This window comes from Kitasatospora sp. NPDC036934, from assembly GCF_055608425.1.
Window position 1 is genome coordinate 1 of sequence record NZ_JBVJQR010000042.1, and the last position, 15,342, is coordinate 15,342.

Sequence of the window (15,342 nt, forward strand, 5' to 3'; positions counted from 1 at the left end):
CCTCCCGGCGAACCGGTTTCGGGGGGGAGGGGCTGGGGGGGTCCCCTCCCCGCCTCCCGCCCCTCCCCCCGGCACCCGGAAACCCAAAACCCGGGACCGGCGGAACCCGTATGCTGCGAAGATCAGATGACCAGGAGAGGCGAGGCAGTGCCAGTCACCGACGAGGCGATCGAGAAGATCAAAGCCATGATCGTGAGCGGTGAACTCCGCCCGGGTTCGAAGCTCCCGAAGGAGGCGGACCTCGCCGGGCGGCTGGGCCTGTCGCGCAACTCCCTGCGGGAGGCCGTCAAGGCGCTCTCGCTCATCCGGGTGCTCGACGTGCGCCAGGGCGACGGCACGTACGTGACCAGCCTGGAGCCCGACATCCTGCTGGACGCCCTGGCTTTCGTCGTCGACTTCCACCAGGACCACACGGTGCTGGAGTTCCTGGAGGTGCGCCGCATCCTGGAGCCCGCCGCGACCGCGATGGCCGCCCGGGTGATGTCCGAGGAGGACATCGCCGGCCTGGCCGAGCTGCTGCAGGACCTGGACGAGGCCGCCACGCTGGACGAGACCATCGCCAACGACCTGGAGTTCCACCGCAGGATCGCAGCCGGTTCGGGCAACACCGTGCTCTCCTCGCTGATCGACGGCCTGTCCGGGCCGACCACCCGCGCGCGGATCTGGCGCGGCCTGACCGAGGAGGGCGCGTCCGAGCGCACCCGCCAGCAGCACCGAGCGATCTACGACGCGATCGCCGGCCGGCGCCCGGAGCTCGCCCACGCCTGGGCCACCGTGCACGTCGCTGGGGTCGAGCAGTGGCTCCGCGAATCCCTCGGCGAGCCGGGATCGGTCCTCGACTGACGGCTGGCGCAGCACGGCCGGCCGAGAGACCTGGCTCGACGCGGATCGATCCGATGAATGTCGCCCCCTCCATGGAATCGCTCAGTGCGATTTCAGTCCGTCCGACCAGTGGAACGATCCTCGAAGCTCGCCGACGGCGATCGAACTCCGCCGTCTCACCTGCGAGTTCATCCCCCCGCGAACAGGACGACGCTTCTCCGGAGCAGGCCGGCGGAGGCCCGGTGGGAATCGTCGACCTTGCGATTCATCGGACATGTCACTGTCAGATGCCTTGACAGTCCGCACGGTCGCCGCGATAGATGTACCTGACTCGCGCAGCCCACCCGAGAGCGAGCGTTCCAGGACAAACGGAGCATTCATGTCACGATCCATCAGTCGTAGGAGCATGCTCACCGGCATGGCAGTGGCAACCGCCGCCACCGTCGTCGGACCGGTCGGCGTCCCGGCCGAGGCGGCCGGGACCGGGGGCACCCCGTTACCCCTCGTCCCGCTGCGCGTCCCCACGTTCGACCAGGGAGCCTGGCAGCAGCCGGACAGCAGGATCCAGTGGATGCGCGACAACAAGGTGTCCATGTTCATCCACTGGGGCGTCTACTCGGCTCCGGCCCAGGGCGAGTGGCACATGTTCTACTCGAAGACCGGGCCGACGTCCTACCGGGCGCAGTACGCCGGCCCGTTCGCGAGCCAGTCCCAGTCCTACGACCCCGCCGCATGGGCCCAGCTGGCCAAGGACCTCGGAGCCGCCGAAGTCGTCCTGACCACCCGTCACCACGACGGTTTCGCCCTGTGGCCCAGCCGCCACCCCAACGCGTGGACCACCGGTGACGCCCCGTTCCCCGCCGGCACGGACTTCGTCAGGGGCTACGTCAACGCCGTGCGCGCGGCGGGCCTCCGGGTCGGGCTCTACTACTCCCCGATCGACTGGCGCTACCCCGGCTACTACGACGTGGGCGGAGCGAAGCCCCCGAGCCCCGCGCTGACCTCCGACTGCGTACTGCCGAACAGTCCGTACCCGTGGAACTACGAGGGCTCCGACCCGGCCGACTTCGACTACCACGAGAACGCCCGGACCATGAAGAACGAGGTGTACCAGTCCGTCAAGGAACTGGTCACCGACTACGGCGCGATCGACGACCTGTGGTGGGACGGCGGCTGGCTGGCACAGCAGGGCACCGACGCGGCGGGGTCCTTCTTCTGGGAGCCCGGTCAGTACCGGGACGGCGCCAACGGCTGGCAGGTGGACTCCGCGTACGGCGAGAGCGAGTGGGGCACCGGCAGACCGCTGGGTCTCACCGGCGTGCTGCGCCGGCACCAGCCGAACGCCGTGTCCAACTCCCGTTCGGGGTGGGTGGGCGACTACGACCTCGACGAGGGAACCGGTGTGCCGAGCGGGCCGATCCGGTACGGCCGCCTGGTCCAGAAGACGTTCAGCGTCGGCGGATCCTGGGGGTACAGCGGCGACTTCGCCATGCCCTTCTCCCAGGCACTGGGCCTGTTCGCCAACTCCTTCGTGCGCGACATGTCCGTACTCGTCAACGTCGGCCCGGACGCGACCGGTACGGTCCCGGGCAAACAGGCCGCGTTGATCCGTCAGCTCGGCGGGTTCATGAAGGCCAACCGGGAGGCCGTGTACAACACCCGCGGCGGCCCGTGGAACCCGGTGGACGGCCAGTACGGCTTCACGTTCGCCGACAGGACCGTCTACGCCCACCTGCTGGCCGGGTACGGCGGCGGCAGTAGCTTCACGACTCCCTCCCTGGGCGATGCGAACGTCACCTCGGTCTACGACGTGGTCTCCAGGAGCCCGCTGTCCTTCAGCCCGACCGGCGCGAACGCCGTCACCGTCACCGGCATCGACCGCACGCGCTTCCCGGACGACACGATCGTCGCGATCGTGCTCGACCGCCCGGCAGTGCCCACGGACATCGCCCGCGGGTGCCCCACCACGGCCGACAGCGCGGAGACCGCGCACGGGAACGTGGCCGCCAACGCCGTGGACGGGGACACCTCGACCCGCTGGTGCGCGGCCGACGGCGGCACCGGGCACTGGCTCCAGGTCGACCTGGGCTCGGTACGCCCGGTGACGGGCGCCCGGATCGCCTGGGAGCAGCCCGGGAAGGCCTACCGCTTCCGGGTCGACGGATCCGCCGACGGCGGTTCCACCTGGTTCACGCTCGCCGACCTGACCGGGAACTCCGCCCCCGCGCAGGTGCAGACCGCGGCGTTCACGGCCCGGACCCGCTACGTCCGGGTGACCGTCACCGGTGGCCTGGACTCCGGCACGTGGGCCTCGATCCGCTCGCTGGAGGTCTACGACCGCCTCTTCCTGGACCCGTCCCTCGCCAACGGCTAGCCAGGCGGCGCGGGCTGTCCCTCACCGCCCGGAGCGGTCAATGGCAGGGCCGAGCCGTGGTGGAAGTCGGACGGCTCACGTGGAGTGCGGCACCGCCACCGCCAGGACGCCCGCCGCGATCATTCGATCCCGGACGGGCAGGGGCCCACCGCGGGTTCGGCCATGTCAGGAGACCGAACCCGCGGCGTCGCCATCCCGCTCGGCCGATCGTCAGATGAACCGCCACAGGTGGTCGGACGCGCCGTTGTCGTCCCCCAGCACGATCTGGGCTCCCTGCGAGGCAGAGGCCCCCGACACGCCGAGGACCGGACCGGCGGCGGACTGGATGCGGAAGCTGTCGTTGCCGGCGCTGCGCAGGCGCCAGCGGTGGTCCGCGGCGCCGTTGTCGGTCCACTGGAGGATCCGGGCGCCGATGGCCGTGCCGCCGTTCTCCACGGCGAGCACCTTGCCGCTGTTGGAGTTCCTGAGTCGCAGGTAGCCGCCGGAGTCGACCACCGCGGTCCACAGGTGGTCCGCGGTGCCGTTGTCGCCCCACTGGATCACCGGGCCGCCGTCGGCGGTCGACATGTTCTGTACGCCGAGCAGCAGCCCGCTGGCCACGTTCTGGATGCGCCGGGTGCCGGTCGGGACGAACCACCAGCGGCTGGTGGCCGAGCTGGTGTCAGGGGCCTGCACGGCGAAGGCGCCCTGCGCGGTGGAGGACCCGGCGATGCCGAGCAGCTTGCCGCTGTTGACGTTCTGCAGGCCGTGCGAGCCGCCGGCCGTCGCCACGACGGTCCACTTGTGGTCCGCGGTGCCGCTGTCCGACCACTGGAGCACCGAGGCGCCGTCGGCGGTGGACATGCCCTGCACGCCCAGCACCTTACCGCTGTTGACGTTGCGCAGGCGCAGCGCGCTGCCGTCGACCACCAGCGCCCAGTCGTGGTCGGCAGTGCCGCTGTCGCCCCATTGGAGGGCGAGCCCGCCGTCGGCGGTGGACATGTTCTGCACGCCGAGCACGAGACCGCTGCCCTCGTTGAGCAGGCGGAATGCGGTGCTGTTCCGGGTGTTCCAGTAGACGGAGTAGTTGAAGCCCTGCGCGTCGTGGAAGGGGCCGAGGTTCACGGACGAGCCGTTGGCGGTCGCGGTGAAGGCGATGCCCGTGGTACCGCTGCGGGTGATCGACTTCGGGTCGATGAGCGGGAGGGCGGACAGCGCGGTGCTGCCGTAGTCGCCTGCCAGCACGACCGGGCCGTAGGTGACCGCGGCGACGTCCGGGTCGTCGTTGGAGGCCCGGAGCGTGACCTGCATCGGGAGTTTGACGGTCACCGTGTCGCCGGAGGCCCAGGCGCGGGTGAGCGTGGCGTAGCTGCCGGGTGTGGTGGCGACGTTCTGCACGGTGCCGTTGACGCTGACGGTGGCGCCGGTCGTCCAGCCCGGGATGCGGATGCGCATCGACCAGGTGTCGCCTGTGCTGCCGGTCACCTTGAGGGTGGTGGTGTCCTCCGCGGGGTACGCGGTGGTCTGGGTGATCGTCAGGCCGCGCTCGGCCCAGGTGAGGACGGTGGGCACGAACAGGTTCACGATCAGCGTGGTGCCGTCGCGGAAGTAGGCGGAGTCCGCCAGCTTGGTGTTGGACTCCATGCCGGTGCCCTGGCAGCACCAGAAGGAGTCGTAGTCGGTGCTCCAGGTGCCACCGCCCCAGGCGGGGCCGACACCCCGGCGGGCGCCGGCCTTCAGCGGGGTGAAGTACGTGACGTGCCCGTGCGGGTCGGCCGGGTTCTGCGCGCCGACGACGTGGTTGAGCTGGGCGCGCTCGTAGAAGTCGAAGTACGCGGCGTTGGTGGGGTCCAACTGCCAGAGCTCACGGGTGAGCTTGAGCATGTTGTACGAGTTGCAGAGCTCGCAGTTGTCGTTGGTCAGCTGGGAGGCGATCACGTTGGGGGCGCGGAAGTGCTCGGCCTGGCTGTTGCCGCCGATGGCGTAGGTGTGCGCGGTGGTGCAGAAGTTCCAGGCGTTCGTGGCGATGTCGTGGTAGCGCGTGGTCCCGGTCGCCCGGTACTCGCGGACGGCGCCGATCCACTTCGGCACCTGGGTGTTGGCGTGCAGGCCGTTCAGCTGGTCCTGGCCGGCCGCCAGCGGGTCGAACACGGCGGCGTGGTCGAAGCGTTGGGCGACCGTCAGCCAGCGGCTGTCCCCGGTTTCCAGGCTGAGGTCGGCGAGGACCTCGTTCATGCCGCCGAACTCGGTGCCCATGAGCGCCTGCATCTGGCTCTGGCTGAGCCGGCCGGTGCGCTGGTCGACCCAGCCCGCCATGGCCAGCAGGACGTCCCGGGCCTGGGTGCTGCCCAGCATGCGCCACACGTCGAGCAGGCCGGCCATGGTCTTGTGGACGCAGTAGTAGGGGACGTTGCCGTTCGTGAGCGAGCCGGACTCCAGCTTGGCGAAGTCGCTCTCGGGGAAGCCGGAGAGGTAGCCGGTGGAGAACCCCGCTGCGGCGTTGTTGGCCTGGCACTTGGCCAACTCGGCCACCATGGAGGTGGCCTTGTCACGGCAGACGGTGTCCCCCGTTCCCGCGTACGCCTGGGCCCACGCGCTGAGGAAGTGCCCCTGCACGTGGGTGCGGAAGGGGAACGACGGCGCATCCCAACCACCGGTCGCGGTCGCGGCGTTGGTGGACAGCTGGTGGTTCGCGCGGAAGTTGTACAGCAGCCGGTCGACGTCCACGAAACGCAGGTACGCCAGGGTCCGGTCCTGGTTCTCGCGGAACCGGCCGGCGGTCAGCAGGACCTGGCCGAGGCCGAACGGCTGGGTCGACGAGCGGACGACCTCCGCGGCCTCCGCGGCCGCCGGGGCGAGGCCGAGGCCGACGGCGGGCGCGAGGGCCAGCACGCCGGTCGCCTTGAGCAGGGTGCGGCGGTTCGGGGCGGGGGAAGACATCGCGGGATCCGGTCCTTCCGGGTGGGGGAGGAGATCAGCGCCGTATGTTAACGCTAACAAAAATGCTTCCGGGCAGCCTCCGACCTACGGGGCCGGGGTGTGGCGTGATGACGATGGCGCTGAAGGGTCGCCGGGCTCGGAGTGCGGCAAGTCCGACTTTCGGCAGGTGTCACGTTTATAGCTCCGGGATCCCGGCCCCGTCCAGGGGTTCGACAGTGCGGCATGGCGGGCCGAGGTGCGGGCTTTGGCGGCGTCCCGGCACCTGGCGAGCATTGACAATCGGTCTCGGAAGACCTCCACGACCGCGAGCGCCCGCGCGCATCCGCGCGGCATCGAGAACCGCGACGGCGTCCGTCCCACTCCCCCGCGCAGCGGAGTGGCCGGATTCCCGGCCCCTCGCACTGCCTTGCGACGCCCGAGGCCGGTCCCCAGGCGCGGCCATGGTCGTCTACAGATACGCCTCAGTAGCTCCACATGATCGGATATGAGTCGTACTCATTCTCACCGAGAGCTTTGCAAGTCGACCCGAGCGGCCAGCTAGGCGAGCCGCTTCCAACCGGGAGCACTGCACTCCAACTGGAACTTTCGCCCCCTCAGAAGGTGCTCACACTCGTCGGGTCCAGCACCTCCCCCGTGTCATCGGTGTTTCGGCAACGAAAAATATGCATGTCTATCGTCTTGACATGGCCGATCATTCGGCTCGATAAATACCACTCATAGAAGCACACTTGATGGAGGGACATCCCCATGAGAGCCCTGCGCATCGGCGCGCGGACGGCCATGGCGTTCGCGGCGGCCGCCGCCGTCGTCACGGCCGCACTGCCCGCCCAGCCCGCCTACGCGGCCACGACGAACTTCTACGTCGACCCCGTCAACGGCAGTGACGGCAACCCGGGGACCAGCACGACGTCGGCGTTCAGGACCATCCAGGCCGCACAGGCCGCGGTCCGGAAGGTCAACACGAACATGTCCGACGACATCGTCGTGAACCTGCGCGGCGGCACCTACCCGCTCACCAGCCCGGTCACCTTCGGCACCGCCGACTCGGGCACCAACGGGCACACGGTCGCCTACCAGGCCTACAACAGCGAGACGCCCGTCATCACCGGCGGCACGAAGCTCACCGGGTGGACCCCCGCCTCCAACGGCGAGTACAAGGCGTCCGTGGGCGCCCTCAACTTCCGCCAGCTGTACGTCAACGGGGTCCGCGCCACCCGGGCCCGCTACCCGAAGGCCGGGTCGGACCTCCAGTTGCAGGGCAGTGACACCACCAACAAGCTGCTGAAGGTGCTCGGTTCGCAGGTCTCCACCTGGGCCAACCTCAACCAGGTCGAGATGATGCTCGAGACGCAGTGGGGCGAGAGCTACCTGCGGCTGAAGTCGATCAGCTCCGCCAACGGCACCGCCGACATATCGATCCAGGACCACGAGGCGGGCATCCTCTTCCAGCGCCCGTATCCGCAGCTCGCCAACGGCTCCCCGCTGCACTTCGAGAACGCCCACGAGTTCCTCAGCGATCCGGGCGAGTTCTACGTCGACACGGCCGCGCAGACCGTCTACTACAAGCCCCGCCCCGGCGAGTCCATGTCCACGGCCGACGTTCAGGCGCCGACGCTCCGGACACTCTTCGACATCAAGGGCACCGATCTCGACAACCCCGCCCACGACCTGCGCTTCTCCGGGATCAGGTTCACCCAGACCACCTGGATGGAGCCGACCGACAACGGCTACCTCAACGGCCAGGGCGGCAACTACAACATCTCGTCCGACAACAGCAACCACCAGTACGTCGGCCGACCGCCGGGCGGCGTCCAGGCCGCGGACGCCGATCGCGTCTCCTTCACCGGCAACACCTTCACGCAGATGGGCGCCACCGCTCTCGACCTGAGCCACGGCGTCCACAACAGCAGCGCGATCGGCAACTACGTCTACGACATCGCCGGCAACGGAATCACGGTCGGCAAGTTCTCCGATCCGACCGTGGAGTACCACACCGTCTACAACCCGCCCTCCTCGCCGGCCGGCGAGGACCCCCGGGAGGTGACCAAGGGCGTCAGCGTCAAGGACAACCTGATCACCCGGATCGGTGAGGACTACCTCGGCACCGCGGCCATCAACGCGGGCTTCGTCAACAGCACCACCATCGACCACAACGACATCTCCGACACCCCGTGGGCCGGCATCTCGCTCGGCTGGGGCTGGCAGTCCGCGGCCAATGCCGAGGGGAACAACAGCATCAGCTACAACCGGATCGGCAACGTGATGAACCGGCTGTGCGACTCGGCCGCCATCTACCACCTGTCGAACGACCCGGGCACGGTCGTCAACGGCAACTACATCCACGACGTGGTCCGCAACGCCGCCGCCTGCGGCTCGGCCGTGGCCGGCCTCTACACGGACGAGGGGTCGGACAACATGACCCTCTCGAACAACGTACTGTCGCACACCGACGGATTCATCAACCAGAACCGCAACGGCGCCAACGTCACCCTCACCGACAACACCACCTCCGGCGACGCGGTGATCAAGGCCTCCGGCCTCGAACCCGGGTACCAGTGGATGCCCCTGCTCCCCGATCTCGCCTACAACAGGCCGACGTCCGCCTCCTCGGTCTTCGGCACCGGCACGGAGCCCTCGAAGGCCGTCGACAACAACGGCACGACCGGCTGGTCCCCGACCGGCAGCGACACCTCGGCCTGGTGGCAGGTCGACCTGGGCCGGCCCTACCAGCTCGGCCAGTTCGCCCTGACCACCCGCCAGGACCTGGACCAGCCCGGGACCCGCGGCAACTTCGAGGTCCGCGGGTCCAACGATCCGGGCTTCGGCAGCTACACCGTCCTGGGACGCCGGACGAGCGCCCTGCCGCTCGCCTCGACGCTCACCGCCCCCATCGACGTCCGCCAGGCCTTCCAGTACGTGCGGGTCGCCAAGACCGACGGCGCGTACTTCTACATCACGGACTTCAGCGTCCAGCAGACGGGCGGGGCCGTGGCGGCCCCGGTCGCCGCGCCGGCGGTCAACCCCTCGTCGTTCTACACGATCAAGAACGCCAACAGCGGGCAGGTGATCGACGTGTCCGGCGGGTCCACCGCCGACGGCGGAAGCGTCGTCCAGTGGCCGGCCAACGGTGGCGCCAACCAGCAATGGAGCTTCGTACCGGTCAGCGGGCAGCTCTTCCGGATCGTGAACCGCAACAGCGGCAAGGCCCTGGAGGTCCCCTGGTCCAGCCACTGGAGGTCGACCGCCGCGGACCAGTCGACCTACAACGGCGGCAACAACCAGCTGTGGTACTTCGAGCCGACCAGCGGCGGATACCTCCTCCGCAACGTCGAGAGCCGGCAGGTCCTCGAGGTGGGCCAGGGCTCCACGACGAACGGAGCCGCGATCGCCCAGTACATGCCGCTGAACCAGTCCAACCAGGCCTGGACGATCCAGTAGCCCCGGTGACACCGCCCTGGGCCGAGACGGGGGGCCGGAAAGCGTCGTTCTCCGACCCCCCGGTTGTCAGCAGCCACTCACAGAAGAGGACACCTGCAATGCGAAAGTCATGGGCACTGCCCCTGATCGCGCTCGTCACCGCCGCTCTCGGGATGACGACGACCGGTGCGGCCCCCGCCTCCGCCGCCGCCGACACGCCCCTGCGGGTCATGCCGCTGGGCGACTCGATCACCTGGGGTCTGGGGAGCAGCACGGGCAACGGCTACCGGGGCCCGCTGTGGGACGCGCTCGCGGCGGACGGCCATCCGGTGGACTTCGTCGGTACGGGGCGGAACGGTTCGATGTCCGATCCCGACAACGAAGGACACTCGGGATACCGCATCGACCAGATCGCCGCCCTCGCCAGCGCTTCGCTGACCCGCTACCGGCCCAACGTCGTCACGCTGGAGATCGGCACCAACGACCTCAACGGGAACTACCAGCCGTCCACCGCCGCCGCCCGGCTGAAGTCGCTGGTCGACCAGATCACCGCCGACGTCCCCGACGCGACCGTCCTCGTGGCCTCCCTGGTGGTGTCCACCAGCGGCTCGGAGGAGCAGTACCGGGCCGCCTACAACCAGGCCGTCCCTCAGATCGTGAGCGATGCGCAGGCTGCCGGCAAGCACGTCACGTACGTCGACATGAGCAGCCTCACCACGGCCGACCTGGCGGACACCTTGCACCCCAACGACGCGGGCTACCAGAAGATGGCCGACGCCTTCCATCGCGGCATCCAGGCCGCGGGCAGCGCCGGGTGGCTGAGGAATCCGGCGCCCGCCGCCGCACCCGTGCAGTCGGGCCTCGCCGGAAAGTGCCTGGACGTCAACGGCGCCGGCACCACCGACGGGACCGCCGTCCAGACCTGGGACTGCAGCGGCAGTGCCAACCAGCTGTGGTCCGCCTACACCGACGGCACCCTCCGCTCCATGGGCAAGTGCCTCGACGCTGCGGGCTGGGGGACGGCCGACGGCACCAAGGTGCAGCTCTGGGCCTGCACCGGCGGCGCCAACCAGGTCTGGCAGCCCTACAACGGCGGCTACCGCAACCCTCTCTCCGGCCGCTGCCTGGACGTTCCGGGCGCCTCCACGGCCGACGGGACGCAGCTCCAACTGTGGGACTGCACCGGCGGCTCCAACCAGAGGTGGACCACGCTGACCGCCGGATGACGCCCGCTCCGTGAACTCCGTCTAGTGCCCTGCAACGCAGAGCGGCCCCCGCGCCGATCGTCCGCCGAGGGCGGTGGGCGCGGGGGCCGCCGGTCGGCCGGTCCTCCGGAGACACAAGGGCTGCTGCCCGCCGGTACGGGCCGAGACACCGCTCAGCGCCGGACGGTGGCGGACGCTCCCGCCATCAGGGCCTCGACCTCGGCGAGCGAGGCCATCACCACGTCGCCGGGAGTCGTCATCGCGAGGGCACCCAGGGCCGTGCCGTACGCCAGGGCGCGCTCCAGCGGGGCCCCGGCGAGCAGGCCGTGGATCAGGCCGGCCGCGAAGCCGTCGCCGGAGCCGATGCGGTCCAGGACGTGCAGTCCCGGCATCGAGGGGCCGGCGGTGAAACCCGTTTCGGCGGACCAGGCGGCCGAGGACCAGTCGTTGACCCCGGCCGAGGGGACCTCGCGCAGGGTCGTCGCCAGCACCCGCGCTCCGGGGAGCAGGGCGGCCACCGAGGCGAGCGCGTCCGGCACCTCGTCGGCGCCGAAGCGCTCGGCGCCGGGGTGGCTGCCCGCCATCCCCAGGGCGCCGACGATGACGTCGGCGTGCCGGGCCAGGCGCAGGTCCGTCTCCCGGGCCCGCTCCGGCCCGCCGCGCCCGGCCCACAGGCTGGGACGGTAGTTGGGGTCGTAGGAAACGGTGACGCCGTGGCGGCGGGCGGCCGTCATGGCCTCCTCAGCGACGTCCGCGGTGGTGTCCGAGAGGCCGGCGAAGATTCCGCCGGTGTGGAACCAGCGCGGACCCGAGGAGAGGACCGCGTCCCAGTCGACGTCGCCCTCGCGCAGCTGCGAAACCGCGCTGCCCGCGCGGTCGCTGACGCCGAGGGCGCCGCGGATGCCGAAGCCGCGCTCGACGAAGTTCAGGCCGTTGCGCGCGCCGCGGCCGATGCCGTCGTCCGGCACCCAGCGGATCAGGGAGGTGTCGACTCCGCCCTGCAGGATGAGGTCCTCGACCAGCCGCCCCACCTGGTTGTCGGCGAGGGCGGTGACGACGGCCGTGCGCAGGCCGAAGCAGCGGCGCAGCCCGCGCACGACGTTGTACTCGCCGCCGCCCTCCCAGACCCGGAACGAGCGGGCAGTGCTGATCCGCCCCTCCCCGGGGTCGAGGCGCAGCATGACCTCGCCGAGGGCCACCACGTCGGTCACGGCGCAGCCACCTCCACGGCCTCGGCCGTCAGGCGCCGGATCTCCGCGTAGGCGCCGGCGTCCAGGTGTGCGGGCGTCGCCAGCCAGCTGCCGCCGACGGCTAGGACGGCGGGGTCGGCGAGGTAGGCGGCCAGTTGGGCGGGGCCGATCCCGCCGGTCGGCACGAAGCGCGCCGACGGGAACGGGGCCGCGAGGGCGCGGAGCGTGCGCAGGCCGCCACTCGCCTCGGCGGGGAAGAGCTTGACGGTGTCGAGTCCGGCCCGCAGGGCGCGCATCAGCTCGGTGGCGGTCGCGATGCCGGGCACCACCGGAACTGCCAGTTCCCGGCAGGCGTCGACGACTTCCTCGTCGTATCCGGGCGAGACGACGAACCGGGCCCCGGCCGCCACGGCACGGTGCGCCTGCTCCGCGGTGAGCACCGTGCCGGCGCCGACGGCCAGGCCGCCGTGCCCGGCCATCGCCTTGAGCACCCGCTCGGCGTCCGGGGTGCGGAAGGTGACCTCGGCACACCGGGCGCCGCCGGCGGCGAGCGCGTCGGCCAAGGGGCCGGCGGTGGCCTGGTCGCGCACGGCCAGCACCGGCATGACGCGGGCGCCGTCCAGGACGGCGGCGAGGTCGGTGCTCATCGGCCCAGCCATCCGCCGTCGACGGGCAGGACGGTGCCGTGGACGTAGGCGGCGGCGTCCGAGGCCAGGAACACGGTGGCGCCCGCCAGGTCCTCGGCCCGGCCCCAACGACCGGCCGGGATCCGCTCCAGGATCGCCGTGCTGCGCACTGGGTCGTCCTGGAGCGCCTGGGTGTTGTCGGTGGCGATGTAGCCGGGCGCGATCGCGTTGACGTTCACGCCGCAGCCGGCCCACTCGTTGGCCAGGGCCTTGGTCAGACCGGCGATGCCGTGCTTGGCGGCGGTGTAGCCGGGCACAGTGATGCCGCCCTGGAAGCTGAGCAGCGACGCCGTGAAGATGATCTTCCCCCGGCCGCGGGCCACCATCACCGCGCCCACCGCGCGGGACAGCGCGAACTGCGCACTCAGGTTGACCTGGAGCACCAGATCCCAGTCGGCGTCCGCGTGTTCGGCGGCCGGCGCGCGGCGGATGGTGCCCGCGTTGTTGACCAGGATGTCCACCGGCCGCTCGCGTCCGGCGAGGGCCGCGCACAGGGCCCGCACCGCGTCCGGGTCGGCGAAGTCGACGCGGAGCGCCTCGAAGGAGCGGCCCGCGGCAAGGACGTCCTTCTCGACGTCGCTGCCGCTCTCCTCCAGGTTGGCGCTGACACCGATGACGTCCGCGCCGGCCTCGGCGAGGGCGCGGGCCATGGCCCGGCCGATCCCGCGCCGGGCGCCCGTGACGACGGCGAGCCTGCCGGTCAGGTCGAAGGCACCCCTCTTGTCGGTGAGTTCGCTCCGCTCGCTCATGCGGTCGCTCCCTCGGTGCCGTCGGTGCAGTCCACGAGGATCTTCATCACGTCGCCGCCGCCCTCCAGGGCCTCGAAGGCCGCGGGGGCCTCGGTCAGCGGCACCACCTTGCTGATCAGCCGCTCGGCCGGGATCGTGCCGTCGGCGACCAGCGTCACCGCCCGCTCGAAGTCGGAGCGGTCGTACAACCGGGCTCCCACCAGGGTGAGTTCGCGCCAGAAGAAGCGGTGCAGGTTCACCTCGCGGGGGCGGGGGTGGATCGCCACCAGGCACAGCCGGCCCCGCACCCCGAGTACTTCGACCGCGGTGTCGACCCCGGCCGCCGCGCCGGACACCTCGAAGGCGACGTCCGCGCCCGAGTCCCCGGACCACTGCCGCACGGCCTCCGGCACGTCCTCGGCGGCCGGGTCCCAGGCCGCGAACCCCAACTCCTCGGCGAGCTTGCGCCGGTGGGCGCTCGGCTCCACCACCCGCACCTCCGCCCCGGCCGCCCGCGCCACCAGCGCGATCAGGATCCCGACCGGACCGCCGCCCACGACGACGACCCGCTCACCGGCCCGCACCTCGGCCCGCCCGACGTCGTGCACGGCCACCGCGGTGGGCTCCACCAGCGCGGCCCGGTCCAGCGGGAGCGAGCCGGGCAGTCGGACCAGCGTGGAGGCGGGGACCGTCCAGCGCTGCTGCATCGCGCCCGGCGAGTCGATTCCGATGAAGTCCAGCTTTTGGCAGACGTGCTGATAGCCACTCAGGCAGGCCGAGCAGGTGCTGTCCCAGCGCAGCGGCATCACCGTCACCGCGTCCCCGGGCCGCCAGCCGTCGACGCCGGAGCCGACCTCCACCACCCGGCCGGACATCTCATGGCCCAGGACGGCCGGCGCGGCGACGCGGGCGTCCATGTCGCCGTGGAAGATGTGGAGGTCGGTGCCGCAGATCCCCACGTAGGCGGGCGCCAGCAGGACCTCTCCGGGGCCGGGCTCGGCGGGCTCGACCGGTGCCGTGTCCAATGTGCGGGCGGCCGTGTATCGAACGGCAAGCGTCATGGTGATCCCAAGGGTCTCGTCGGTTCGGGTTACGAGTGGGGGGTGAGGCGGTAGAAGGCGGTCGCGGTGCCTGCGAGGATCGCCGAGGTCTCGTCGGCGGAGCAGCCGTCGAGCAGTTCGTCCACGGTTTCGGCCCAGCGGTTCCAGCCGCCCGCGAGGATCGCCACCGGCCAGTCCGAGCCGAACATCAGCCGGTCGGCGCCGAAGGCGCTCAGCAGGACGTCCCAGACCGGCCGGATGTCGGCGATGGTCCAGGCCTGGTGGTCGGCCTCGGTGATCAGTCCCGACAGCTTGCAGACCACCTGCGGGTGCGCGGCGAGCCGCCGCAACCGCTGCTCCCACTCCCCCAGTTCGCCGCGGGCGATGTCCGGCTTGCCCGCGTGGTCGAGTACCAGCGGGAGGTCCGGGAGGCGCTCGGCCAGCCGGCTCGCCTGGTCGAGCTGGTGGCTGCGGACGAGCACGTCGTAGCCGAGACCGCGGTCCCGCACCGCCGCCAACCCGGCTTCGACTTCGGGGCGTTGCAGCCACTCGGGGTCCGTTTCGCCCTGGACCAGGTGGCGCAGGGAGCGGAGGTGGCTGCCGCCCGGGCCGGCGAGCAGCCGGTCGATCTCGTCGCCCACGGAGGGGGACGTGAGGTCCGCCCAGCCGACCACGGCCGCGATCAGCGGGTCCCGGGCGGCGAGTTCGAGCAGGTCCTCGGTCTCCGGGACGTCCGGCACGCACTGCACGACCACGGTGCGGTCGAGTCGGCGGCCCGCCACCGTGCCGGTGGCGGTGGCGCGCAGGTCGCCAGGGGTGAACGTGCGGCGGATCGACGTCAGGTCGGGCTCGTCGAGCCAGGGTTGCGGGCGCTGGACGAGGTCCCACAGGTGGTGGTGGGCGTCGATGAGCGCGGGGGGCCGACTGGTGGTCACGGGGGCTCCGGTGGGGGTGGGTCCGG

The 15,342-nt window shown here is 71.1% G+C and carries 9 protein-coding genes and 2 pseudogenes; 5 read left to right on the top strand and 6 right to left on the bottom strand.

From position 1 onward, the window contains the following. Nucleotides 1-147: 147 nt before the first annotated feature. From ACZ7BZ_RS35630 to ACZ7BZ_RS35640, 3 genes and pseudogenes are all read left to right on the top strand, one after another. Nucleotides 148-475 (top strand): annotated as a pseudogene (locus ACZ7BZ_RS35630) (FadR/GntR family transcriptional regulator); the annotation flags it as partial. A gap of 5 nt (nt 476-480) precedes the next feature. Then, nucleotides 481-843, top strand: a pseudogene (locus ACZ7BZ_RS35635) (FadR/GntR family transcriptional regulator); the annotation flags it as partial. Between the two features lie 397 nt (nt 844-1,240). After that, complete coding sequence (locus tag ACZ7BZ_RS35640; RefSeq protein ID WP_470361968.1) at nt 1,241-3,196, top strand: alpha-L-fucosidase; 1,956 nt, start codon at nt 1,241-1,243, stop codon at nt 3,194-3,196. 210 nt (nt 3,197-3,406) lie between these two features. Here ACZ7BZ_RS35640 and ACZ7BZ_RS35645 read toward each other — a convergent pair whose 3' ends face one another. Then, nucleotides 3,407-6,115 carry a beta-L-arabinofuranosidase domain-containing protein gene (locus tag ACZ7BZ_RS35645; protein ID WP_470361969.1) on the bottom strand — a complete coding sequence of 903 codons (2,709 nt, stop codon included), beginning with the start codon at nt 6,113-6,115 and terminating at the stop codon, nt 3,407-3,409. A 747-nt stretch (nt 6,116-6,862) separates the two neighbouring features. Here ACZ7BZ_RS35645 and ACZ7BZ_RS35650 point away from each other — a divergent pair. Further along, on the top strand, nt 6,863-9,553 hold the full coding sequence (locus ACZ7BZ_RS35650) for an RICIN domain-containing protein (RefSeq protein ID WP_470361970.1): 2,691 nt from the start codon (nt 6,863-6,865) through the stop codon (nt 9,551-9,553). Nucleotides 9,554-9,651: 98 nt separating this feature from the next. Continuing rightward, on the top strand, nt 9,652-10,758 hold the full coding sequence (locus ACZ7BZ_RS35655; protein WP_470361971.1) for a ricin-type beta-trefoil lectin domain protein: 1,107 nt from the start codon (nt 9,652-9,654) through the stop codon (nt 10,756-10,758). A 152-nt stretch (nt 10,759-10,910) separates the two neighbouring features. Here the strand turns inward: ACZ7BZ_RS35655 and ACZ7BZ_RS35660 are convergent, their stop codons facing one another. From ACZ7BZ_RS35660 to ACZ7BZ_RS35680, 5 genes are read right to left on the bottom strand one after another with little or no spacing between them, the layout of a single operon-like run. Continuing rightward, nucleotides 10,911-11,948 (bottom strand): PfkB family carbohydrate kinase, encoded by a 1,038-nt coding sequence (locus tag ACZ7BZ_RS35660; RefSeq protein ID WP_470361972.1) that lies wholly within the window; start codon nt 11,946-11,948, stop codon nt 10,911-10,913. Next, nucleotides 11,945-12,574, bottom strand: a complete 630-nt coding sequence (locus ACZ7BZ_RS35665; RefSeq protein WP_470361973.1) for a bifunctional 4-hydroxy-2-oxoglutarate aldolase/2-dehydro-3-deoxy-phosphogluconate aldolase — start codon at nt 12,572-12,574, stop codon at nt 11,945-11,947. The genes ACZ7BZ_RS35660 and ACZ7BZ_RS35665 overlap by 4 nt, the downstream gene beginning before the upstream one ends. Then, nucleotides 12,571-13,362: an SDR family oxidoreductase gene (locus tag ACZ7BZ_RS35670; protein WP_470361974.1), complete on the bottom strand. Its 792-nt coding sequence runs from the start codon at nt 13,360-13,362 to the stop codon at nt 12,571-12,573. The genes ACZ7BZ_RS35665 and ACZ7BZ_RS35670 overlap by 4 nt, the downstream gene beginning before the upstream one ends. Then, nucleotides 13,359-14,402 (bottom strand): zinc-dependent alcohol dehydrogenase, encoded by a 1,044-nt coding sequence (locus tag ACZ7BZ_RS35675; protein WP_470361975.1) that lies wholly within the window; start codon nt 14,400-14,402, stop codon nt 13,359-13,361. Before ACZ7BZ_RS35675 ends, ACZ7BZ_RS35670 begins: the two co-directional genes overlap by 4 nt. A 29-nt stretch (nt 14,403-14,431) precedes the next feature. After that, on the bottom strand, nt 14,432-15,316 hold the full coding sequence (locus tag ACZ7BZ_RS35680; protein ID WP_470361976.1) for an amidohydrolase family protein: 885 nt from the start codon (nt 15,314-15,316) through the stop codon (nt 14,432-14,434). Between the last annotated feature and the right edge of the window lie 26 nt (nt 15,317-15,342).

Bases quoted from the DNA above. Each gene is read 5' to 3' on its own strand.
- ACZ7BZ_RS35640 (WP_470361968.1), top strand. From the start codon at position 1,241: ATGGCAGTGGCAACCGCCGCCACCGTCGTCGGACCGGTCGGCGTCCCG.
- ACZ7BZ_RS35670 (WP_470361974.1), bottom strand. From the start codon at position 13,362: ATGAGCGAGCGGAGCGAACTCACCGACAAGAGGGGTGCCTTCGACCTG.
- ACZ7BZ_RS35665 (WP_470361973.1), bottom strand. From the start codon at position 12,574: ATGAGCACCGACCTCGCCGCCGTCCTGGACGGCGCCCGCGTCATGCCG.
- ACZ7BZ_RS35655 (WP_470361971.1), top strand. From the start codon at position 9,652: ATGCGAAAGTCATGGGCACTGCCCCTGATCGCGCTCGTCACCGCCGCT.
- ACZ7BZ_RS35645 (WP_470361969.1), bottom strand. From the start codon at position 6,115: ATGTCTTCCCCCGCCCCGAACCGCCGCACCCTGCTCAAGGCGACCGGC.
- ACZ7BZ_RS35650 (WP_470361970.1), top strand. From the start codon at position 6,863: ATGAGAGCCCTGCGCATCGGCGCGCGGACGGCCATGGCGTTCGCGGCG.
- ACZ7BZ_RS35675 (WP_470361975.1), bottom strand. From the start codon at position 14,402: ATGACGCTTGCCGTTCGATACACGGCCGCCCGCACATTGGACACGGCA.